We start from the raw sequence: 23,864 nt of genomic DNA on the forward strand, positions 1-23,864 counted from the left end.
AGAAACTCCTTACTTTTGTGGATAATTGAAGTGCTCATAAGCAAAAGGGGTGGCTTTTCTACCACGTGGTGTTCGCTCCAGAAACCCTTTTTGAATAAGAAATGGCTCATATACATCTTCTATAGTGACACGCTCTTCTCCAATAGAAACCGCTATTGTATCTAGCCCAACCGGACCGCCACGGTACTGTTCAATAATGCAAGCCATCATCTTATGATCAATATAATCAAGACCTTGATCATCCACTTGTAACAATTTTAAAGCATGTTTGGTTGTATCAATGTAGATCATATCATCTTGATTCACTTGTTGGAAATCACGAACACGCTTCAGCAAGCGATTGGCAATACGTGGTGTGCCTCGACTACGCTTGGCAATCTCTCTAGCACTTTCTTTGTCAATCGAAGTACCCAACACTTCTGCCGTTCGCATAATGATATGTTGCAAGTCAATATCACTATAATATTCTAAGCGCAAATGCACACCAAATCGATCGCGTAATGGACCTGTTAAGCTTCCGGCTCTTGTCGTCGCACCTACCAAGGTGAAAGGCGGCAAATCGATGCGAATGCTTCGCGCTTCTTCTCCCTTACCGACAACAATATCCAAGAAAAAATCTTCCATTGCAGGATACAATACTTCTTCTACAACACTACTCAATCGATGTATTTCATCTATAAATAACACATCACCAGGGTGTAGATTCGTAAGTATTGCTGCTAAATCACCCGGGCGTTCAATCGACGGACCAGATACGGTGCGCATGTTGACACCCATCTCATTCGCTATAATATGTGAAAGCGTTGTTTTACCCAATCCAGGAGGCCCAAATAATAAGACGTGATCTAGTGGCTCTTCTCGTAACTTAGCAGCTTGAATAAATACTTCTAGATTTGATTTAATAGCAGATTGCCCAATGTATTGTCGTAAATATTCAGGGCGTAATGATAAGTCAAAGTCATTATCAAAAACATTTTCATGTCCATCTATCATACGATCTTGTTCCATAAGGCACCTCCTATCCGATTAATTGTTTCAATCCAAACTTCACTGCTTCGTCGACCGACTCGAACGTTTCCTTTTTCATTGCTTTTTCCACTTTTTGTAATTCGCGCTTAGAATAACCTAAAGCATCCAAAGCGAGCAGGGCTTCTTTGTTAATTTGCTGATCATCGGCATTCATCTCAATAGTCATCTGAGCACCATCATCAGAAGATGCAATCATCACTTTCCCTTTAAGATCTAAGATAATCTGACGTGCTGTTTTCTTACCGATGCCAGGAAATTGTGTTAAATAAGCATCATCTTCTTGCTCAATTGCACGTTGCACTTGTCCAGGGGTACTTGCCGCTAATATAGCAAGCGCTGATTTTGGACCAATACCCGTTACTTTAATAAGGCTTAAAAACATCGTCTTCTCTTCTTGATTAATAAAGCCGTACAATAACTGTGCATCTTCCCTCACAATCAAGGAAGTATAAACAATCACCGACTTATTCAAATAACTTTGAAAACGATATGAATTAGGTGTTTGTATTTCATAGCCGATACCAGAAGTCGTTTCCACGATAATATAGGAAGGTTGAAGTTCCGTTATTGTACCTCGTATATATGCATACATTCTTACTCGACTCCTTACATTTTCATACCAATAATATCTACATTATAAACATAATCTATTTGACGCAACTCATTAATAATTTCATAGGCATTTAACGTCGCTTTGCTTGCATTCAGGGAGAGCGTAATGGAAGCTTTATCATCAATAGGGACACTTTGATGAATCGTCAACACTGAAAAATTCAACGCAGAAAGTTTCTCAAGAATATGTGCTAAAATACCAACTTTATCATTAACAAATAAAATAATCGTAAAAGCTTCTAAATCTTGCTTCATATCTTCTAACGGAAAAATAGTATCTCGATATTTATAAAAAGCACTACGTGAACAATCATGCAATACCACGGCTTCTTGAACTGTCATTGTTGGATTAGCCTTCAATGATGCCTTTACCTTCAATACTTTTTCAACGACATATGGCAACACATCTTCACGGATTAAATAAAATTTTGGTTTCATCTTGTCGACCCCTTTATTCGACTATTATTCTACAAATTCAAATTCCCCGCCAAGAATTCGAACAATATCTCCATTTTCTGCACCTCTATCACGCAACGCATCGTCAATACCCATTGAGCGCATTTGGCGTGCGAATCTACGGACAGCTGGATCACTATTAAAGTCAGTCATTTTAAACATACGTTCAATTGCATTACCACTCACTACATATGCACCATCATCATCACGTGTAATTTCGAACTTATCTTGAGACGGGATATGCTTATATAGCACACGATTCGTTTCAGTGGAAGTTTCTTCTTCATTAAAGTCAATATCCTTCACTTCTTCCAACGTATTCGCAATCGTATATAACAACTGATCAATATTTTCTCGTGTATATGAAGAAATCGGAATAACTGGGATATCAGCGTTGAGCTGTTCTTTAAATAGGGCTAATTGTTCAGCCGCCTCTGGGATATCCATCTTATTTGCCACAACAATTTGTGGACGTTCTTCTAAGCGGTTTTGATATGCACGTAACTCGTTATTGATTGTTTGATAATCTTCAAAAGGATCTCTTCCTTCCATACCACTCATATCAATCACATGTACAATAACTTTTGTTCTTTCAACATGACGTAAAAACTGATGTCCTAAACCTACACCTTCAGACGCACCTTCAATAAGACCCGGTAAATCTGCAAGTACAAAGCTGCGTTGATCAGGTGTTACCACAACACCTAAGTTAGGTTGAATCGTTGTAAAATGATAAGCACCAATTTTGGGTTTTGCTTTTGACACGATGGATAATAATGTTGATTTACCAACGCTTGGGAAGCCAACAAGACCAACATCTGCTAAAAGTTTCAACTCCAAAACAACTTCTAATTCTTCACCAGGTTCGCCGTTCTCACTGAAGTCTGGTGCTGGGTTTTTCGGTGTTGCAAAGCGTGAATTTCCGCGGCCACCACGACCTCCTTTTGCGATAACTGCACGTTGACCATGTTCTACTAAATCAGCAAGTGTCTGGTCTGTTTCTACATTTTTTACAATTGTACCAGGTGGCACTTTGAGGATGAGATCTTCTGCATTTTTACCATGCATATTACTGCTTTGACCATTCTCACCTTTTTTTGCCTTGAATTGACGTTGGTATCGGAAATCCATTAATGTGCGCAGCCCTTCATCTACTTCAAATACGACAGAAGCACCACGTCCCCCATCGCCACCTGCTGGACCACCAAATGGTACGTATTTTTCACGACGGTATGCTGTAATACCATTACCACCGTCACCGGCCTTTAAAAATATTTTGACTTGATCGACAAACATTCCGTTCACCTCTTTTACTTATATTTCTATGGAAGTACGACAAACCCTCATTTTACTTCAAAGATTCTGTTGTCCTACTCTTGCAAGGGCTGAGTAGAAGTAAAAAATACATGCCACTCCAATCAGCGCCTCCCTATCTAGTATTAAAATCTTATCTAAGCTCATGTATTATCATATGATAAATGACACGCTTCCCACAATTAAAATCATCAAAAATGAGTGTCTAAAAAATAAACACCAGAAGTTACCTTCTGGTGTTAAATGATGACAAATTATTCAGCAACTGCATATACAGATACTTGTTTTTTGTCGCGACCTTTACGTTCAAATTTAACAACGCCATCGATTTTAGCGAACAATGTATCATCGCCACCACGACCTACGTTTTCACCTGGATAAATCTTAGTTCCACGTTGGCGGAATAAGATTGAACCACCTGTAACGAATTGTCCATCAGCACGTTTAGCACCAAGGCGTTTTGATTCAGAGTCACGTCCGTTTTTTGTAGAACTTACCCCTTTTTTAGATGCGAAAAATTGTAAGTTTAATTTTAGCATGAGTTACACCTCACTTTAGATTTAATGTAATAAAATCACTATATTCGTCTTCTATTGTTTGTAGAGATATGAGCATCGCTTGCAATATGAGCTGCGCTTGTTCATTGTTTGTATCAACACTTCTTATATGAAAATATCCACCATCGTCACTGTAATCAATATCCGGTCTTTCAGATGTCAATCCTATTATCGCATTCACACTACCAAAGAGTACCGCTGATGCACCAGCACAAACGATATCCTCACCATGTTCTGCAAAGTCGGCATGTCCAGCCATCACAACATCTGTAACACGACCTTCTTCATTCAATGTGATATCAACATTAATCATATATTAAGCGTTAATCTTTTCAATCGTAAGCTTTGTATAAGGCTGACGATGACCTTTTTTGCGTTTAGAGTCTTTACGACGACGGTATGTGAATACTGTAATCTTTTTACCGCGACCTTGCTTGTTAACAGTCGCTGTAACTGTAGCACCTTCAACTGTTGGCGCACCAACTTTAACAGCATCTCCACCTACAAAAAGGACTTTATCAAAAGTGAATGTGTCACCTTCGTTCACGTCTAACTTCTCAACGTAAATCTCTTGACCTTCTTCAACTTTGATTTGTTTTCCACCTGTTTCGATAATAGCAAACATACTTTGCACCTCCTATATTTAAGTCACGCCATATATAGGTGACATACTGTACTTAAACCTATATTTGAGCGGTTGTATGTAGCTATGAACTACTCAACTATTGAATCATAACACTCTGATTATTTGATGTCAAGACTTGGCTTAACTTTTGTTTTCCTTCCAAAAATAGCATACATAAAAATCAGTAATAGTGCGTTTAAAAAGAGTGTTGGTAAAAGTCTAAACATTAAAAACGACATGAACTGAAATTCTATCAAGCCTAATATACTGTATACGCCAACGACAAACAGCTCCAAGAATACAATGCCGCATAGAATCATCCAATACACCATGACATGGTCTCTAAAAAATACTTTTATAAACTTATCTGCAATCAAAATAGTCAATAGATATCCAAATAGATATAGACCGTATAATTGACCGAAATAGACATCTTGAATGATGCCTATTAAAATTCCTAAAACCAAAGCAGTACTCGTATTGCGATAAACCGTAATCAATATTAAAAATAAGAATACCAAGTGTGGGACAAAGATCAACCTTATATGACCGATTGAAATAGGTGACAAAAATGTCAGCAATGTATCCAAATAAAAACAGAGCAGTGCGCTAATGACATAGTAAATTGCTTTCTTCATTACTTGTCTTCCCCTTCATCAATTGCAAGTGTTTTAGGGTCGCGTTTCGCTACATAAACATGCATGATTTGGTTCAAGTTTGCTCCGGTTTTAATCGTCACTTGTTTTGAAAGACCATATTGATCATTTTGTACCTTTTCAACTTCACCAACATAAAGTCCTTTTGGTAATTGGTCTCCCAAACCACTTGTCACAACTTTATCCCCTTTTTTCACATTCTCATTGTTATCTATATCACTCACAATGAGATGGTTAGTTTTCTCATCAAAATGATCAATCAATCCGAACACCTCATTAGAACCGTGTAATACATTGACTGATAGACGGTTTAAACGCCCTTTTGTAGTGACAAGATTAACTTGTGAAGAAAACTGGTTCACTTTGCTTACTTGACCAACTAATCCATCTGTCGTCATAACTGCCATATTAGGCTTAATTCCATCCTTGGCACCTTTATCAATCACAAATGTATTAATCCATTGATCAGGTTGTCTCGCAATAACAGATGCAGATACCGGCTCATACTTTGAAATATCTGTAACATCCAGTTCTTTTTTTAACTTCTCATTTTCAGATTTCAGACGTGCATTATCTGCTTCAAGCTGTTTCGTTTGATTTGTGGCAGGTTGTCTGTCATTGAAAAAGTTCGAAATTGACCCTGTTACTAAATGCATCGGATATGAAAATACCCGCTGTCCGAATGAAGTTGTATCACTGACGTACTGCTCAGGTACAGATTGGATATTAGATCTAATAGACAATCCAATCAACCCAATAAATAAAATTAGTGCACAAAACAACACCACTAATTTGTTGTTTTTAAAAAAATTGGACAACCTCAACACCTCAAGTTACATGTATTTGTTTATATCTATTTATTTTATATCACTCCAATTAGTAAATAAAGTAGCAAACATCGATTTATAAAATTAGTCTTGTTTTGATATCACTACTTAGTTATTTACCTTCTGCAGACTGAAACGATTCGGCTGGCAATAGATTCATTGGATGACCTAATTGATATAAATCATATTGCATATCGTGCTCTGTCGTATAAACGCGCACTGTATCATCACCAAAGCGATATAAAATGAATTGCGTATTCTGTTCAGCAGCCAAATATGTATCATCAAATGCCATACGTTGCAATTCATTCACTTGTGTAAACTCATACTTATCAATCCAATCAAATATTTTCCGACTTTTACTTTTAGGAATGTTACGAAACAGATCATTTTCCTGTAACACATAATTTTGTCCGACCAAAGGTACTGCATATCCGGATTCATCAATTTCTTGAACGACGCCCTGATTGTTTAATGGATTCCAAGCTTGGTCTTTAATACCCGGTAAATATTTTAATGAAGTCACGATAAGCATTGCTACCAACACTAAGACAATCACAACTTTAATTATACGTCTAAACAGTCGCAATACAATCCCTCCATAATTGATTTTCCAACAATATTAATACCTTTTCACACACTTTCGTTACATGTATGCCAGTAATGAAAACAATACTCACAACAAGACGCTTATCTTCCAATTGCTTTTCTTACAATTACATACCATTCTAGTCAATTTAATATCAAAATTCATACTCTACCATTATACAAAAGATATGCGCATTAATCATCATACTAAGGTACGATAACATATTGTGCTCTAGTAGGATGAAAAAGAAATTTATTTTTTGTAAAATATATACAAAGGAGGCATTACAATGAGCTTGATTACTTTATTTTTAATTATCTTACTTATTATTCTAATGTTGAGATTTAGTTTTACTTTGTTGAAATGGGTTATAAAAATTGGACTGTTTTTATTTGTATTATATCTTGGCTATGAATTGTTTCTATGGCTCGTTCAATGGCTTCAGCTATAAATATTTCATGAATTCATACGCATCATCAAATAAATATTGTGTACATGCTGGGACTTTGATTTTGTCGATGTCCCTTTTTATTTTATGACACTTCAAAATCACTCATAATTGAAACATACTTATGATCTCCCACTATAATATGATCTAATACACCGATTCCCATCGCTTCCCCACACGCTACTAAACGTTCAGTTGTTTGAATATCAGCTTCTGAAGGCGTTGGGTCTCCAGAAGGATGATTATGCACAACAATAATTGCATGTGCCGACCACTTGACTGCTTCTTTAAAAACCTCTCTAGGATGAATAATCGCACTGTTTAATGTCCCAATGAAGATCGTCTTCTGATGTATGACTTGATTTTTAGTATTTAGCAACAAAACAACAAAGTGTTCTTGCGTGTAGCCACACATCAAACCATACATTTTCTCTGCAATTTGTTGTGGCTCTTGAATGGGCTCTGTCAGATAAGTCTGCCTTTCAGCATGCATTCTACTAGATAATTCAAAAGCTGCCATTAAGGTGACCGCCTTATTTGTTCCGATTCCTTTTATAGCCGTTAATTCAACAATTGAGAGTGTTCTTAACCTTTCAAGTGTTTGATAATTACTTAACAACTGTGAGGCAAGTTGTAAACTCGAACAGCCAAAATGCCCAGTATTCAATAAAATAGCTAACAACTCTGTATTGGATAGCACATGTGCCCCTTTTTCTAACAAACGTTCTTTAGGTTTTTCTTGGTCACATAAATCATTAATTCGAGTCATAACAATCCCCCCATCAAATTAATTAGAGTTGGATACCATAATGATACGCAATAAAAACTAGCGGCAATAGCTGGAACAAGTGGTATGAATGGTAGTTTTAGAACACCACAAGTATATAGAACCGGTAAAAATAATAAGCACAGAGGAAAAGTTAACCAAAACATAAAAATGATAAAACGTGTCGGTAAGATTAGAGAGAGTACCATTAATAATTTAAAGTCTCCCACCCCAATAACACGATGTAAACAGCAACTTAAAATGAAAAGCATGATGAAGAAGTATAGCTGTGAAGCAGAAAACATAGAGGGTGTGTACAAAAAGAAACTCACCACTAGTAATATAAAAAGAAATCGATGGAGAATAATTAAACGTTGAATATCAATAAACGCAAGACATAAGAGGATAAATGCAATCAAATAAAATGTTGTAGTCTGAAGATAAAGTGTCATATATACTGGCGTAATCGCGATAAAGCCTCCAAAAACTTCTGCAATCAATAAGTTACGCGGAATAGGTGCCTTACAATAGCGACAACACCCTTTTAACTTGACGTAACTCACAATAGGGATTAAATCTTTGAATGCTAGAGTATGCAAACACGCCTGACATCTGGAGCGACGATACAATAAGTCACATGACAAGCGTTGCGCACTAGCAACATGCATTAAGAAACTCATAAGCGCACTTCCAATAAGAAAAATGATTAATACTATCATAGTCCCTCCTCATTTGTACATATAGTATGACTTGGATTATAGTTGGTTACCCAATATGCGTCAAACCGACAATGCTCAAAAAGAAACAGTAACACACAGATGTTTTTCAACAATCTGTATATTACTGTTTAATGAACTTAGTGATAGCCTAATTTTGTCTTAACTTCACTAATAAAATATAAACTGCCTGTAACAAGCAATGCATCACCTTGATAGCTTTTTATGAATGAAACATAATCATCTACCATTGATTTATGTTCACTTTCTATCTCAGCATATAATTTTTCCATTGGTAAGGCTTTTGGAAAATTAAAATGTGTCACATGAATATGTTGTGCAATTTCGTCAAAGGCTTGCAACATGAAATGGATTGGTTTACCTTCTATTGCCGAAAATAAAATATCTACTCTTTCAAGATTGTAATATTTTTTAATCGTATCTACTAAAGCAGTAACACTTTCACGGTTATGCGCACCGTCCAAAATAATAAGTGGATCTGTCGACACACGTTCGATTCTACCTCTCCAATTCACCTGTTCAATACCATCAATCATTTTATTGAAGTCGATGTTAATCCTCCCCTGCTCATTCAATTCTATAAGAGCAGTAATGGCAAGCGCTGCATTTTCTTTTTGATGTTCACCCAACATATTCAAAGCAATGTTCTCCAGCTCGTAATCTTTATAACGGTATGTGAACTCATCCGCTTCCGACATAATCAAAATATCTCGGTCAAATTCCAATGCTTTTGCATCTAATTTTTCAGCTGTATCACGAATCAACTTTAATGCTTCTTCATTTTTGACAGCATAGACAACAGGAATCCCTTCTTTGATAATTGCACTTTTGTCTTTAGCAATATCTATATACGTATTACCTAAAATGTCTGTATGATCTAAGCCAATACTTGTTAAAACACTTAAAATAGGAGTAATGACGTTGGTTGAATCATTTTTAATCCCTAATCCAGCTTCCACAATTACAAAATCTACTGGTCGTATTTCCCCAAAATACAAATACATCATTGTTGTAATAATTTCAAACTCTGTTGCAACACCTAACTCCGTTTCTTCGTCCATTGCCTCACTCACAGGCTTCACCCGTTGCACTAAGTCGACAATATCATCATTAGAAATCGATACGCCATTCAAACTAATGCGCTCGTTAAACGATTCTATATATGGAGAGGTAAATGTCCCCACTTGATAATCGTTATTCAATAACGCATCTCTCAAATAGGCAACTGTTGACCCTTTACCATTTGTACCACCAACATGAATTGCTTGAATGTGCTGTTCAGGGTTCCCAAGGCGCTGTAACATCCATTGCATCCGTTTGACACCTGGCTTAATACCAAATTTCGTACGTTCATGAATCCAATATAAGCTATCTAGATAATTCATAATTCTAACTCCTAAGCTTTTAATTGTTCAATTCGTGCTTTAACACCATCATATTTTTCTTGATATTTTGATTGTTTATCGCGCTCTTCTTGAATGACTTTCTCAGGCGCTTTTTGCACAAAGTTTTCGTTCGCAAGCTTCTTGTTCACACGATCTAACTCTTTTTGCCATTTTTCAAGGTCTTTTTCTAAACGAGCAATTTCTTTGTCCATATCGATCAAACCTTCAAGTGGCAAAACAACTTTTCCAGCAGCAATCACTGATGTCATTGCTTTTTCAGGAATTGTCACTTCTGTTTCAATCGTTAAAGTACTTGGATTACAGAAGCGTTCTAAGTAATCTTTGTTATCGACAAGCAATTGTTGAATCGCTGTATCTTTCGCTTGGATAATAATTGGAATCTCTTTTGATAACGGTGTGTTAACTTCTAAACGTGATTGACGTACTGATTTGATAATTTCAACTAATTGTTCCATCACATCTTTGCTTTCTGGGAACATTAATTCATCATTTACTGTTGGCCATGCACTTGTCACAATTGACTCACCTTGATGTGGTAAGTTTTGCCAAATATGCTCCGTTACAAATGGCATAAATGGATGTAACAAACGCATAATGCGATCTAATGTATAGCTCAATACAGAACGCGTCACATTTTTCTGTGCTTCATCATCACTATTCATAGGAATCTTGCTCATTTCGATATACCAATCGCAGAACTCATCCCAAATAAAGTTATAAAGCGCACGACCTACTTCACCAAATTCGTATTTATCACTTAGCTCAGTCACTGTTTCAATCGTTTCATTCAAGCGTGTCAAAATCCATTGATCAGCAACAGAAAGATTTTGTGATAAATCAATATCTTCAAATTTAAAATCATCACCGATATTCATTAAGCTAAAACGTGCGGCATTCCAAATTTTGTTAATGAAATTCCATACAGATTCAACTTTTTCAGTAGAATATCTTAAATCATGACCTGGTGAAGAACCCGTTGCTAAGAAGTAACGTAAGCTGTCAGCACCATATTGATCAATAACATCCATTGGGTCAACGCCATTACCAAGAGATTTACTCATCTTACGGCCATCTTCTGCACGAACAAGTCCATGAAGTAATACATCACTAAATGGTTTTTGACCTGTAAACTCTAAACCTTGGAAAATCATACGTGCAACCCAGAAGAAAATAATATCATAGCCAGTCACTAAAACATTTGTTGGATAATAGCGTTGATAATCGGCTGCTTCTTCATCTGGCCAATTCAATGTTGAGAATGGCCACAACGCACTAGAGAACCATGTATCAAGCACATCTTCATCTTGCGTCCAGTTTTCGCTATCTTCTGGTGCTTCCATACCTACATATAGTTCACCCGTTTCATTATGATACCAAGCAGGAATTTGATGTCCCCACCAAAGTTGACGTGAAATAGTCCAGTCACGAATTTCTTCCATCCAACGATTGAATGTTTTCTCAAAACGTGGTGGTACAAATTCAATGCGTCCATCAGTTTTTTGATTGTCGAGTGCTTGTTGTGCTAGAGGTGCCATTTTTACGAACCATTGTGTTGATAAGTACGGTTCAACAACTGCGCCACTACGCTCAGAATGTCCAACAGAATGTACGTGATCTTCAATTTTAATCACTAAATCTTCCGCTTCTAAGTCTTTTACAAGTTGTTTACGACATTCAAAGCGATCCATACCTTCATATTTACCCGCTTTGTCGTTCATACGCCCTGCTTCGTCCATCACCACAATGCGTTCTAAACCATGACGATTACCAATTTCAAAGTCATTCGGGTCGTGTGCTGGCGTTACTTTCATCGCACCACTACCAAATTCTTTATCTACATAGTCGTCGGCTAACACTGGCAACGTACGACCAACAATCGGTAAAATTACTTCTTTACCAATAATATCTTTGTAGCGTTCATCATCTGGATTTACAACAATCGCTGTATCCCCAAGCATTGTTTCTGGACGTGTTGTCGCGATCTCTATGTAACCGCTACCATCTGTATACGGATATTTAAAATGATAAAACTTACCGTTTACATCTTCATGAATCACTTCGATGTCTGATAATGCTGTACGTGCTTCAGGATCCCAATTAATAATGCGTTCGCCACGATAAATTAAGCCTTTGTTGTACATATCAACGAATACTTTACGCACGGCTTTGCTCAAACCATCATCCAATGTAAAACGTTCACGAGAGTAGTCTAAACCAAGTCCTAACTTCGCCCATTGTTTACGGATAAATGAGGCATATTCTTCTTTCCATTCCCATGCTTTTTCAAGGAACTTCTCACGACCAATATCATGACGAGAAATGCCTTCTTCACGCATTTTGGCTTCTACTTTTGCTTGCGTTGCGATACCAGCGTGGTCCATACCGGGTAAGTACAATGTGTCGTAGCCTTGCATACGCTTCATACGCGTTAAAATATCTTGCAAAGTTGTATCCCACGCATGTCCTAAATGTAACTTACCTGTCACATTTGGTGGCGGAATTACAATTGTATATGTTGGTTTATCAAGATCGCCACTTGGCTTGAAACGCTCTTTATCTAACCATTCTTGGTAACGTCCTGCTTCTACTTCTTGCGGGTTATATTTTGTTTGCATGTCCATTTAAATCCCTCCATAAAAATAAAAAGAACACCTGTCCTAAAAATAGGACGGATGTTCCGTGGTACCACCTATATTCAATAGATAATTGTTAACTATTGCACTCATATGATTAACGCTCATGACACGCTCTAACCTACTGAATTCAGCTAGAGAACAAGTGGGCTACCTTCAGTTAAAACTTATATGCATTCACACCATCCATGCACTCTCTTGAATAATTTTTCAACCTACTCTTCCCAAAAATTAATATTCTGTTTAACAATATAGTATAATGAATTATCTTTGAAGTCAATATAGGAGTTGATGAAATGAATCCATGTGCATTCGGGACAACCGATCCACTTTATATCCAATATCATGATAAATTTTGGGGTAAACCTCTCTATGATTCGCAAGCACTTTTTGAATTACTCGCCCTTGAATCTCAACATGCCGGCTTATCTTGGCTAACCATTTTAAAGAAAAAGGAGGCTTTTATCGTGAAGCTTTTTACCATTTCGATCCATATAAAATTGCAAAAATGACTGAGGAAGATATCAATCGTTTATTAGACTTTCCGAACATTATTCACCACCGTCAAAAATTAGCAGCTATCGTTGCACAAGCACGTGGCTACATCAAAATTGAACGCGAACATGGGAGTTTTAGTGACTTTTTATGGGCATTTGTTGGTGGCTCACCTATTGATTTTCAATATCGAACACCAGAGGAACGCATAACAGTCAATGATACAGCAAAAGAAATGTCTAAATCTTTAAAGCGCTATGGTTTTAAATTTATTGGTCCTGTAACGATTTTTTCATTTATGGAAGCAGCCGGGCTCTACAATGCACACTTGATTGACTGTCCAAATAGACATTAAATACTTTAAGAATGTATATCAATCTTTCTCGATCGGTATTTAAAATATACATCAATCAATGGTGCAATCAGCATTAAAATAAAGAAAATCCGGAATATATGGAACGACGATACAATCGCTACGTCAGCGCCCGTATCTAATGCGACAAGTACAATTTGAGCCATTCCGCCCGGTGCAGCACCTAAAAACATTGTATTGAGCGGAATGTGATTCAAATATTGTAGACACCACACCATGAGTAATGTTCCCGCGATTAACAAAATATTTTGAAACGCAATTGCCAATGCTATGCGCCCTTTCAATTGATTTGTTAAATGTGCAATTTGAACACCTACACGCACCATATAGATAACCTGTGCAGTTGCTATTATCGGAGCATCTAACGTAAAGACACGTTCAGTTGATAAATTCCAAATAATCAGCACAACAATTGGTGCAAGCAACATTTTAGTAGGGAAATTGATTTTTTTCATTATGCTATACACTACTGCAATTCCTACGACGAGCACTGCAATATGCTCAATATGCAAGGTCTCAGTCAATAATGGAGATTTCACAATATCTGTTTGCTTTTCTGGCTCTCCTTGAAACAAAAATGCAAGAATTGGCACTAAAATAACGACAAAAATAATGCGTGACGTTTGCGTAAGACTTACGATGAGTAAATTTGCGCGTTTATTTTCTTCTGCCATCACCAACATTTGACTCAAGGCACCAGGTATGACGCTAAGTACTGCCGTTTCTTCATTAACACCTGCAATTTTACGAAAACCATAAGACACGATAAGTGCTAACAACAAAGTCAGAACGTTAACAATGACAATCGATAACCAGTGACTTTGAATATCAATAATGACTTGCCGTGTAAAGCTACTACCGATTTGGACACCGAGCATCATTAATCCCAGATCACTGAGCCATGACGGCCATTTCACATCTCTTTTTAACAGTTTTACGACAATAAAGCTGCCTATGATTGGGCCGAACATCCACGGCAAAATGATGTGACACTGCCATAATATCCACCCACATATTATCGTAATACTTAACACAAGCAAATTATTGATCGCATTCTGATTTCGCATCAAACCCCACCCCTCGTAACCATCATTGCCTATGTAATTATTTTCATCTTATCAAACATTCATAGCTAAAATAAAAGAAATGAATTACGTATACTCAAATAAATAAAACGGTACTACAACAAAAATGTTTGTAATATCGTTTAGCTATAATTGATTCAGATGTCATAACTAAGCAAATATTTATTAATATATCATCTGTATTTAGTAAAAATGATGCTTGTTACTACGACTTCCTTCAGATTCCACTTCGCAATGGATACCTTTGTCTTGCGCTAACAGTTCCTACTACCAAGCCTGTAACGGACTTTCACAAGTTATTCCCCTTTTGTGGTGAGAAGGCATGAATTAGCCATTCTGTCTTTTTCTTTTTAGCATGCAAAAGCGCACAATCATCATGGACTGTACGCTAAATGAAGACCATTATTTCAACTTAGCTGGAACTATATGATAAATAAAACAAGGTACTTATCATTATCATCTTTCCACCACAAAAGCTGAACAGCCATAAAAATACCATGTAAATGTCGTGATAATAGTGCTTTTTCAGCTTAACACGGCGATTTACATGGTCATACAATATCTTTATTTAGATGTAACTCTACCTAAAGCAACATCAAAAGCTGCAATGGTCTTCTCAATATCTTCTTTCGTATGCTCCGTTGATAAGAACATGCCTTCAAATTGTGAAGGTGGTAAAAAGATACCTTGTTCTGTTAATTCGCGATACATTTCACCAAATAATTTCAAATCAGAACGATTGGCTTCTTCAAAATTTGTAACAGGACCTTCATTGATAAAGAATCCAATCATAGAGCCCGCACGATTCACTGTCAATGGCACGTTATGTTTCGCAAACACTTCTTTCAAGCCCATTTCTAACATATCGCCCAACTCATTAAAGTACTCATAACTTTCAGGTGTTAATTGGCTTAATGTCCAATAACCACTTGTCATAGCAAGCGGGTTCCCTGATAACGTGCCGGCTTGGTAGATATCGCCACTTGGTGCAATGCGATCCATAATTTCTTTTCTGCCACCAAATGCTCCTACAGGTAGACCACCACCGATTACTTTACCAAGACATGTTAAGTCTGGCGTCACATCAAAGTAGCCTTGTGCACAGTTGTAACCAACACGGAAGCCAGTCATCACTTCATCAAAAATAAGCAATGCATCATTTTCTTTAGTGATATCTCTTAAGCCTTGTAAGAAATTATTAATTGGTGGCACAACACCCATGTTTCCTGCAACTGGTTCAACAATAACTGCCGCAATGTCATCACCAAATCGTTCAAATGCATAACGCACAGCTTCTAAATTATTATAAGGCACTGTAATCGTATTTTTGGCAATTCCTTCTGGCACACCTGGCGAATCTGGTAAGCCTAATGTTGCGACACCAGAACCTGCTTTAATCAAAAGCGAATCACTATGTCCGTGATAATTCCCTTCAAACTTAATAATTTTATTTTTCCCAGTGTAGCCACGCGCTAATCTTAAAGTATCTAACGTTGCTTCAGTCCCTGAGGAAACCATGCGTACTTTTTCAATAGAAGGCACGCGCTCAATAACAAGTTCTGCCAAGCGATTTTCTTCAAGTGTTGATGCACCGAAACTTGTGCCACGCCCCAACACGTCATGCAATTCGTTAATCACACGTTCATTGCGGTGTCCTAAAATCAGTGGGCCCCAACTCAATACATAGTCAATATATTCATTTCCATCAATATCATAGATACGACTGCCATTCCCACTCTCCATAAAAATAGCGGGTGTATCGACAGCTTTAAAAGCACGGACAGGACTGTTTACCCCACCTGGCATTAATTGTTCTGCTTTTTCAAATGCTTTAATTGATTTATTATAACGCAACGCAATCGCCTCCTATTATTATTACTGATCTAAATAACGACAAATATCTTTAGCGAAATATGTGATAATCATATCTGCACCCGCACGCTTCATAGAAATCATTTGTTCCATAACAATGCGTTCTTCATCAATCCAACCATTTTGTGCAGCTGCTTTTGTCATGCTATATTCACCACTGACATTATACGCAACGATTGGAATATTAGTGTTATTGCGCACATCACGAATAATATCGAGATAGCTTAATGCAGGTTTTACAATCATCATATCTGCACCTTCTGCCAAGTCACTTTCTAATTCACGCAATGCTTCTAAACGGTTCGCTGGATCCATTTGGTATGTTTTACGATCACCAAATGATGGTGCTGATTCCGCTGCATCACGAAATGGCCCATAAAAGCTCGATGCATATTTAATACCATAGCTCATAATTGGAATGTTTTGGAAGCCTGCCTCATCTAATCCTTGACGAATCGCTGCAACAAAGCCATCCATCATGTTGCTCGGTGCAATAATATCTGCACCAGCTCTGGCTTGAGAAACAGCAGTTTTCACTAGTAAAGGTAACGATTCATCATTATCTACATCATGCGTATGCTCATCAATCACACCACAGTGACCATGATCTGTATACTCACATAGACATGTGTCTGCTAAAATCAACAAATCATCATACATTGATTTAGCAATTTTTGTCGCACGTTGAATGACGCCCTCATCGACAAATGCCCCTGTGCCACACGCATCTTTGTCATTTGGAATACCGAAAAACATCATCGCACGAATACCTAGGTCATATGCTGCTCGAATTTCTTCATGTAGCAAATTCAAGCTGATTTGGTAAATACCCGGTAGTGATTTAATTTCTTCTTTTACATCATCTCGTTCTACTACAAAGATAGGATAGATTAAATCTTCTTTTCTCACGTGTGTTTCCCGTACCATGCTTCTCATCGTTTTTGAAGAACGTAATCGTCTATGTCTATCAAATGTCATAAATTAGAACCTCTTTTCTAAAATTTTGTCAATCATCGCATCAAGGGTTTGTTTGTCAGCTACAATACCTTGATACCCGTAATCAGATAACGTCTTTTGTGTGGGTACACCGATGACATATAATGCATCAAAATCAATATCTGGATGCCTATCAAACAGAGCACATACTGCAGAAGAACTTGCAAAAGTAATGGCATCGGCTTGTTGTGTAACGAGCATTTCATACACTCGATTCACAGCGACTTTATTCGCCTCAACATCGTACAAATTCACTTTCGTTACGCTATAGCCACGCTGTGAAAGTTCATTTGCAAGTTTAGGTCTTGCTTGTGCACTTGATGGTAACAAGATAGTCGCATTTGTCTCTGCTTCAAACTGAGCAAGGAACCCTTCTTGTGAAAAGTCATCTGGAACAAAGTCTACTCGGATACCTTGTTGCTCACAAAATTGTGCTGTCTTCTTACCAATTGCTGCAATATGTTTTACACGAACATTCGGTAAATATTGCTGAAAATACGCAACCGCATTTTGTGATGAGAATATAAGCCAGTCATATGCATTATCCAGTACCTTTTGATCAAATGGACATGCAACTGTTGATAAAAGTGGTATGTGACATACATTGATTTGATCATAATGATATGCAAGCGTCTGCGTCATAATGACAGTTGGCTTCATAATAAACACTCCTTGTTAATGCGTATCACTCAATGCTTCAATAATCTTGTATGCACCTTGTTGTTTAAGTGTTTCACTAACAATTTGTCCTACAGCAACCGGATCAGTTCCCGACGCCGTATGCTGAAAGCGTTGCTTACCATCTGGTGACATAATTAAACCCGTAAAGTGAATTTGTGCGTCTTCCCCAATGACTGCATGACCACCAATTGGCACTTGGCAACTACCATCCATTTCTTTCAAAAATGTACGTTCTGCTGTGACACAATCCGCTACTTCTGAATTATGCACCTTTGCTAAAAGATCTAGCAACTCCTTGTCATCTGCACGACATTCAATCCCTAAAGCACCTTGACCAATAGCCGGTATTAATAGGCTGTCGTCTAAATATTGTGTGACGATATCTTCTGACCAACCCATACGCTTGAGACCTGCCGCTGCCAAAATAATTGCATCATAGTCTTCATCATGTAATTTCTTTAAACGTGTATCAATATTACCACGTATCCATTTAATTTCTAAATTTGGGTATTGTGCTAAAATTTGCGCACCACGTCTTAAAGAACTCGTACCAATGATGCTACCATCTGGTAAGTCATTCAGTGCGACATGATTTTTAGCAATATATGCATCGTATGGATTTTCACGGTCAGGAATACAACCGAGTGTTAAGCCGTCTGGTAATACGCTTGGTACATCTTTAAGCGAATGAATGGCCATATCAATTTCTTTACTGAAAAGTTCGTTTTGTATCTCTTTCACGAATAGTCCTTTACCACCAACTTTAGATAACTGACGATCCACGATTTGGTCGCCTTTCGTGACGATTTCTTTAATTTCAATTTCCAAATCCGGTTGAACTGCTTTGAGGCGTTCAATAAATTGGCGACTCTGTGTCAAAGCGAGTTGACTTCTTCTTGAGCCCACTACAAGTTTACGCATACAACGAACATGCTCCTAAAACCATACTAAAATGTGTACTTATTCAGCGTGGAGATTGCCATGCAGCAACAAGTTCTTGTCTACTCCAAAAGCATTTATTTCGATATAGCTACCGTTTTTTAATGCTTGCCATTTTAGTAAGTTGCTTTTATTTTAGTAACACTACTCCCTTTCCTTACGTAAGCAATACGTATTCTTTTGATATTGCTGTGTTTAAACTTGCATTTAAATCTCTGTCTGTTTCATTCACATTTGAATATTTTTTCGGTTTAAAGCGGGGGTTGTCTATGATTATATACGTGAACAGTTAAATAACACCATGAATAATACATTATACGCCTGTCCACTGATGGAATGACGAAAGTTGCGTAATGACAATCAGATTAATCATACAACATAAAAACAACATCATATTAACATAAATTAAAAACTGCTGCTTAAACCTCTGTGTAATTCTCATCGTCAAATAAGCAATATAGCTTAAAATAATAAAAAATGATGAAACGACTTTAGCATCATAAAAAATATGTATGCCCACGGTATAAAGCCCCCATTGCAAGCCTAAAACAACACTGACAAATAAAGTAATCACGCCTACTAATGTACAGTAAAAAACTGTTTTTTCCAGGTTCCCCACACTGCTAATTCTAAAGTAATTTTGATTAAAACGCTTCAAGCGCAAATTGCGATATTGGATGAGATACAATATCGCATTCACAAATGCAACAGCAAAAATGACATAGCTTAACAGTGCTAAAGAAATGTGTGCAATCAGTAACTCATTGATGACAGATAAATGTGCCCCTTGGAAGTTAAATTGATTGGGGTGAAAGGTATGAATGAGCATAAAAATAAAGCCAAGCATACTTAACAAAACAATCATCATATCTGACATTCGGAAAACAGCACACACAAAAGTAAAAGTTAATATCAGCCACGTTAAGACATAAAAACTTTCAATAATAGATGTTAATGGCAACTGTCCACGCCATATAACATACATAGTTAAAGAGACTGTTTGAAGTACCCAAACAATCCCTAAAACGTAAAAACCGATATTTTGAAGGCGATAATTTTTTTGAACTAAATCGATGGTCAAACATATGACACATATAAAATATAATAACGCAATCGCTTCATGAAATCGAACCAGAAAATCTTCTATCATTGGCATCACCTAGCTTTAAGATTCAATCCCCAACAATCGTTGCTTTAAAATACGTTTTTTATGCTCTACAGCTTCTTGTCGATAATTCACATCTACATCTAAGTCAAAAATTTCTTGGAATAGCTGTAATTTTGCAGCAGCATGATGATCATCACTAATTTCTTTCGCTTGTTTAATAGGCTGTTTGAGCATTTGATTAATGATACTTTTGGTATGCTTAGAAATAACCTTGCGTTCACGTTCCGACAGATGTGGCAATTTACGATTAATGCTCGTCATGGTCTCTTGTTGAATCGTCATTGCTTGCTCACGGAGCGCTCGAATAACTGGCACGACACCTAACATACGTACCCATTCATTATGTTTATCTATCTCAGCAGGAATACGTTCTGCAATAGCTTCTGCCGCCAAACGACGTTCTCTTATATTGGCATCCACCAAACCTTTAAGATCATCCACATCATAGATAAAGACTTCCATATCATTTGATTCAAATGGCTCAATATCGCGCGGAACTGCAATATCGACGAGCATAATTTGTGATGTCTTTTTAGTAACCGCTTGACGCATCTCCAGCATTTCTTTGGTAATGATAAAGCTATCAGAGCTCGTTGAACTGATGACAATGTCGACTTGTGTTAACAGCTCTGGTAAGGCTGACATTGGCGCTGCATGAGTCTGATGCTTCATTGCCAATGCCTCTGCACGCGACGTAGTACGATTTAACACCGTAATATCCGTGACACCTGCACCTTTCAAGTTCAACACAGAAAGTTCTCCCATTTCTCCAGCACCAATCACAAGCGCACGTTTTTTATGCAGCTTACCAAACATCTTTTTCGCAAGTTCTACAGCAGCATATGACACACTAATCGCGTTATCTGCAATATCCGTTTCATGATGCGCTTTCTTGCTAAATGTAATTGCTTGTTTGAACAATTTATTAAAAATTGTTCCAGTCGTTTGTGCCGCTTGTGCCGTTAAAAAAGCATCACGCATTTGCCCTAAAATTTGTGTTTCACCTAATACAATAGAATCCAAGCCAGTGATTACTCTGAATAAATGTTCTATCGCCTCATCACCCATTTTTACATCAGTGATGGCTTTAATCTCATCTACCTCAAAATTAAATTGTCTCGCCAAAAAACGTTGAATATAATAACGACCCGTGTGAATTTGATCAACAATCGCATAGACTTCCGTTCTATTACATGTTGATAAAATGACATTTTCTAAGATTGATTTTGTTTCAAATAATGTCTCATGTACACGCATCATATCTGTATCTTGAAATGTGAGTTTTTCACGCAATGTCACATCAGCTGTTCGATGATTCACACTCACTGCAATAAAATACATGATCATGTCCCCCCATAAACTACAATAAAATCATTATAACATAGAAAGAATCCACACAAATTCCTTTAAAACACGATTCCATTGATAATCGTTATTACTGTCTATAATTTAGTCAAATATTCCTTTATTCACTATCTTCAGCTGTAATAAAAGCATCAATTGTCGCCCAAATTTCAGGTTGTTTATTTTTAGAAAGTGAAGAATAACTGATAATCTGATCATTGCGATCCATATCTAAATCTTGTTTAATACGTTTAATATGTTTTTGAACTTTTCCTTTTGGTACCTTGTCTTCTTTAGTTGCTACAATAAGCGTTGGAATTTCAAAATGCTTTAAGTAATCGTACATTAAAATATCATCTTCTGTCGGCGGATGTCTTAAATCGACCAATTGAATAACAAGTTTCAACGCTTCTCTCGTTGTTAAATACATCTCAATCATTTTGCCAAATGCTTCACGTTGTTTTTTACTTACTTTCGCATAACCATAGCCCGGCACATCGACAAAAATCAATTGTTCGTCAATGTTATAAAAGTTAAGCGTTTGTGTTTTACCTGGTTGTTGAGACGTTCTCGCCATATTCTTACGTCCAATCATACTATTAATAAATGTCGACTTACCAACGTTTGATCGACCACTAAGTGCTACTTCTGGCAATCCCATCTCAGGATACTGCTCCTTTTTAACCGCACTAATGATGAGCTCAACATGATTTGGGTTAATCTTCATGCGTTTTCTCCCTTTCTTAAATAGATGTTACATAATTTCATTTTATCGCTTGCTGAGATAAAATGCACTACCAATCACTGACTGCTTGTTTGGGCGCTTTTAGCAAGTACCTCAAAATGCTCAACAAAAAAGCCTAAGACGTGCAAAATACAGCATCTTAAGCTTTTCATCTATTATGCAGATGTTTTCGTGTTATTCAGCAATTGACCTTCTTGATCATAAAGTTCTGGTGCTGTCTCATTGATAATTGTCTCTTTTGTGATAACAACCTTCGATACATTTTCAGTTGAAGGAATATCAAACATAATGTCAATAAGCGCTTCTTCAATAATAGAGCGCAAGCCACGTGCACCTGTTTTACGCTCAATTGCTTTTTCACTAATTGCTGATAATGCCTCATCCGTAAATTCTAATGCTACATCATCCAACTCTAACATTTTTGTATATTGCTTCACTAAAGCATTTTTGGGTTGCGTTAAAATATTTTTTAGCGCTGCAATATCTAACGTTTCAAGATTTGCGACAATCGGTACACGTCCAATAAATTCAGGAATTAAACCGTACGATTGTAAATCTTCTGGACGAATATGTTCTAACAAACTTGCATCATCATATTTTGAAGCTTCACTGCTCGCAAAACCGATGACTTTTTCACCTAAACGACGTTTGATAACTTCTTCAATACCGTCAAATGCCCCACCTAAGATAAATAAGATGTTTGTTGTATCAATTTGGATAAACTCTTGGTTCGGATGTTTACGTCCACCTTGTGGCGGTACACTTGCTGTCGTACCCTCAAGGATTTTTAATAACGCTTGCTGTACACCTTCACCTGATACATCACGTGTAATCGATGTATTTTCTGATTTACGTGCGATTTTATCAATCTCATCGACATAGATAATGCCTTTTTCAGCTTTATCAATATCAAAGTCTGCCGCTTGAATTAAACGCAATAAAATATTCTCAACATCTTCACCCACATAGCCTGCTTCTGTTAAACTTGTCGCATCTGCAATCGCAAATGGTACATTCAACGTACGTGCAAGTGTTTGTGCTAATAATGTCTTACCACTTCCCGTAGGACCAATCAGTGCGACATTACTTTTTTGAAGTTCAACATCATCATCTTTAGGACCGAGTTGGTTAATACGTTTATAGTGATTGTACACAGCCACAGCTAAAGATTTTTTTGCTTTCTCTTGACCGATAACATAATTATTCAATTCGTCCATAATTTCTTTTGGTGTTGGTAACTCAGTGAATTCTTCTGTTTCTGCTTGACTGAGTTCTTCTTCTACAATTTCCGAACACAATTCAATACATTCATTACAAATATAAACACCACTACCAGCTACTAATTTTTTAACTTGATCTTGGTCTTTACCACAGAAAGAACACTTTAAGTTTTCTTCGTCTTCATTGAATTTAAACATACTGTATTACACCCCTATCCTTTAAGACTATACTAGAAAGCATTTTATTATGCAAACATACCTACTTTCAAGTTTTTTGCATAAAACAATGAA

General features: G+C 37.0%; 24 protein-coding genes, 1 pseudogene and 2 other annotated features. Of the genes and pseudogenes, 2 read left to right on the forward strand and 23 right to left on the reverse strand.

Going from position 1 to position 23,864, the window contains the following annotated elements:
* Positions 1-9 precede the first annotated feature (9 nt).
* The 10 genes from ruvB to NXS11_RS01900 form a co-directional block, all read right to left on the reverse strand.
* Positions 10-1,008, reverse strand: a complete 999-nt coding sequence (gene ruvB, locus NXS11_RS01855; RefSeq protein ID WP_373319367.1) for a Holliday junction branch migration DNA helicase RuvB — start codon at positions 1,006-1,008, stop codon at positions 10-12.
* A 10-nt stretch (positions 1,009-1,018) separates the two neighbouring features.
* Positions 1,019-1,621 (reverse strand): Holliday junction branch migration protein RuvA, encoded by a 603-nt coding sequence (gene ruvA / locus NXS11_RS01860; protein WP_259198168.1) that lies wholly within the window; start codon positions 1,619-1,621, stop codon positions 1,019-1,021.
* 14 nt (positions 1,622-1,635) lie between these two features.
* Positions 1,636-2,079 (reverse strand): ACT domain-containing protein, encoded by a 444-nt coding sequence (locus NXS11_RS01865; protein ID WP_259198171.1) that lies wholly within the window; start codon positions 2,077-2,079, stop codon positions 1,636-1,638.
* Positions 2,080-2,103: 24 nt separating this feature from the next.
* Positions 2,104-3,393: a GTPase ObgE gene (gene obgE, locus NXS11_RS01870; RefSeq protein WP_259198173.1), complete on the reverse strand. Its 1,290-nt coding sequence runs from the start codon at positions 3,391-3,393 to the stop codon at positions 2,104-2,106.
* A 272-nt stretch (positions 3,394-3,665) separates the two neighbouring features.
* Entirely contained in the window at positions 3,666-3,950 is a 285-nt protein-coding gene (rpmA, locus tag NXS11_RS01875) for a 50S ribosomal protein L27 (RefSeq protein ID WP_014613716.1), read from the reverse strand.
* A 10-nt stretch (positions 3,951-3,960) separates the two neighbouring features.
* Positions 3,961-4,281 carry a ribosomal-processing cysteine protease Prp gene (locus NXS11_RS01880; RefSeq protein ID WP_259198189.1) on the reverse strand — a complete coding sequence of 107 codons (321 nt, stop codon included), beginning with the start codon at positions 4,279-4,281 and terminating at the stop codon, positions 3,961-3,963.
* A gap of 3 nt (positions 4,282-4,284) precedes the next feature.
* A complete protein-coding gene (gene rplU, locus NXS11_RS01885) occupies positions 4,285-4,593 on the reverse strand; it encodes a 50S ribosomal protein L21 (protein ID WP_044360228.1) in 309 nt (102 codons plus the stop codon).
* A gap of 11 nt (positions 4,594-4,604) precedes the next feature.
* Positions 4,605-4,677 (reverse strand) — a sequence feature (ribosomal protein L21 leader region).
* 35 nt (positions 4,678-4,712) lie between these two features.
* Positions 4,713-5,231, reverse strand: coding sequence for a rod shape-determining protein MreD (mreD, locus tag NXS11_RS01890; RefSeq protein ID WP_259198192.1), 519 nt, complete (start codon positions 5,229-5,231; stop codon positions 4,713-4,715).
* Positions 5,231-6,067, reverse strand: coding sequence for a rod shape-determining protein MreC (mreC, locus tag NXS11_RS01895; protein WP_259198194.1), 837 nt, complete (start codon positions 6,065-6,067; stop codon positions 5,231-5,233). The genes mreD and mreC overlap by 1 nt, the downstream gene beginning before the upstream one ends.
* A gap of 121 nt (positions 6,068-6,188) precedes the next feature.
* Positions 6,189-6,665 (reverse strand): DUF4930 family protein, encoded by a 477-nt coding sequence (locus NXS11_RS01900; RefSeq protein WP_259198195.1) that lies wholly within the window; start codon positions 6,663-6,665, stop codon positions 6,189-6,191.
* 289 nt (positions 6,666-6,954) lie between these two features.
* On the opposite strand from NXS11_RS01900, the gene NXS11_RS01905 reads away from it, so the two are divergent.
* Entirely contained in the window at positions 6,955-7,116 is a 162-nt protein-coding gene (locus tag NXS11_RS01905) for a hypothetical protein (protein WP_259198197.1), read from the forward strand.
* A gap of 82 nt (positions 7,117-7,198) precedes the next feature.
* Here the strand turns inward: NXS11_RS01905 and radC are convergent, their stop codons facing one another.
* The 4 genes from radC to NXS11_RS01925 all read right to left on the reverse strand — a co-directional run bounded on the left by radC (position 7,199) and on the right by NXS11_RS01925 (position 12,643).
* The gene (gene radC / locus NXS11_RS01910; RefSeq protein WP_259198198.1) at positions 7,199-7,882 is read right to left on the reverse strand and encodes a RadC family protein; all 684 of its coding nucleotides are present in this window, start codon (positions 7,880-7,882) and stop codon (positions 7,199-7,201) included.
* Positions 7,879-8,598: a prepilin peptidase gene (locus tag NXS11_RS01915; protein WP_259198200.1), complete on the reverse strand. Its 720-nt coding sequence runs from the start codon at positions 8,596-8,598 to the stop codon at positions 7,879-7,881. The genes radC and NXS11_RS01915 overlap by 4 nt, the downstream gene beginning before the upstream one ends.
* A gap of 137 nt (positions 8,599-8,735) precedes the next feature.
* The gene (locus NXS11_RS01920) at positions 8,736-10,001 is read right to left on the reverse strand and encodes a bifunctional folylpolyglutamate synthase/dihydrofolate synthase (protein ID WP_259198201.1); all 1,266 of its coding nucleotides are present in this window, start codon (positions 9,999-10,001) and stop codon (positions 8,736-8,738) included.
* Between the two features lie 11 nt (positions 10,002-10,012).
* Positions 10,013-12,643: a valine--tRNA ligase gene (locus NXS11_RS01925; protein WP_259198202.1), complete on the reverse strand. Its 2,631-nt coding sequence runs from the start codon at positions 12,641-12,643 to the stop codon at positions 10,013-10,015.
* Between the two features lie 40 nt (positions 12,644-12,683).
* Positions 12,684-12,896: a binding site (T-box leader), on the reverse strand.
* Positions 12,897-12,951: 55 nt separating this feature from the next.
* Between NXS11_RS01925 and NXS11_RS01930 the strand changes: the two are divergent.
* Positions 12,952-13,505: pseudogene (locus tag NXS11_RS01930) on the forward strand (DNA-3-methyladenine glycosylase I).
* 5 nt (positions 13,506-13,510) lie between these two features.
* Here NXS11_RS01930 and NXS11_RS01935 read toward each other — a convergent pair.
* From NXS11_RS01935 to clpX, 9 genes are all read right to left on the reverse strand, one after another.
* Positions 13,511-14,590: an AbrB family transcriptional regulator gene (locus NXS11_RS01935; RefSeq protein ID WP_259198203.1), complete on the reverse strand. Its 1,080-nt coding sequence runs from the start codon at positions 14,588-14,590 to the stop codon at positions 13,511-13,513.
* 582 nt (positions 14,591-15,172) lie between these two features.
* Entirely contained in the window at positions 15,173-16,462 is a 1,290-nt protein-coding gene (gene hemL, locus NXS11_RS01940; RefSeq protein WP_259198204.1) for a glutamate-1-semialdehyde 2,1-aminomutase, read from the reverse strand.
* Positions 16,463-16,483: 21 nt separating this feature from the next.
* Positions 16,484-17,458 (reverse strand): porphobilinogen synthase, encoded by a 975-nt coding sequence (hemB, locus tag NXS11_RS01945; RefSeq protein WP_259198205.1) that lies wholly within the window; start codon positions 17,456-17,458, stop codon positions 16,484-16,486.
* A gap of 3 nt (positions 17,459-17,461) precedes the next feature.
* The gene (locus NXS11_RS01950) at positions 17,462-18,136 is read right to left on the reverse strand and encodes a uroporphyrinogen-III synthase (RefSeq protein WP_259198206.1); all 675 of its coding nucleotides are present in this window, start codon (positions 18,134-18,136) and stop codon (positions 17,462-17,464) included.
* Positions 18,137-18,151: 15 nt separating this feature from the next.
* Positions 18,152-19,078 (reverse strand): hydroxymethylbilane synthase, encoded by a 927-nt coding sequence (gene hemC, locus NXS11_RS01955; protein WP_259198207.1) that lies wholly within the window; start codon positions 19,076-19,078, stop codon positions 18,152-18,154.
* Positions 19,079-19,409: 331 nt separating this feature from the next.
* The gene (gene ccsA, locus NXS11_RS01960) at positions 19,410-20,246 is read right to left on the reverse strand and encodes a cytochrome c biogenesis protein CcsA (RefSeq protein ID WP_259198208.1); all 837 of its coding nucleotides are present in this window, start codon (positions 20,244-20,246) and stop codon (positions 19,410-19,412) included.
* 15 nt (positions 20,247-20,261) lie between these two features.
* Complete coding sequence (gene hemA, locus NXS11_RS01965) at positions 20,262-21,605, reverse strand: glutamyl-tRNA reductase (protein ID WP_259198209.1); 1,344 nt, start codon at positions 21,603-21,605, stop codon at positions 20,262-20,264.
* 124 nt (positions 21,606-21,729) lie between these two features.
* Positions 21,730-22,335, reverse strand: a complete 606-nt coding sequence (yihA, locus tag NXS11_RS01970; RefSeq protein ID WP_259198211.1) for a ribosome biogenesis GTP-binding protein YihA/YsxC — start codon at positions 22,333-22,335, stop codon at positions 21,730-21,732.
* Positions 22,336-22,508: 173 nt separating this feature from the next.
* Complete coding sequence (clpX, locus tag NXS11_RS01975) at positions 22,509-23,771, reverse strand: ATP-dependent Clp protease ATP-binding subunit ClpX (RefSeq protein WP_259198213.1); 1,263 nt, start codon at positions 23,769-23,771, stop codon at positions 22,509-22,511.
* Positions 23,772-23,864 lie beyond the last annotated feature (93 nt).

The organism is Staphylococcus americanisciuri, assembly GCF_024814435.1.
In the GTDB taxonomy this organism is placed as follows: Bacteria; Bacillota; Bacilli; order Staphylococcales; family Staphylococcaceae; genus Staphylococcus; species Staphylococcus americanisciuri.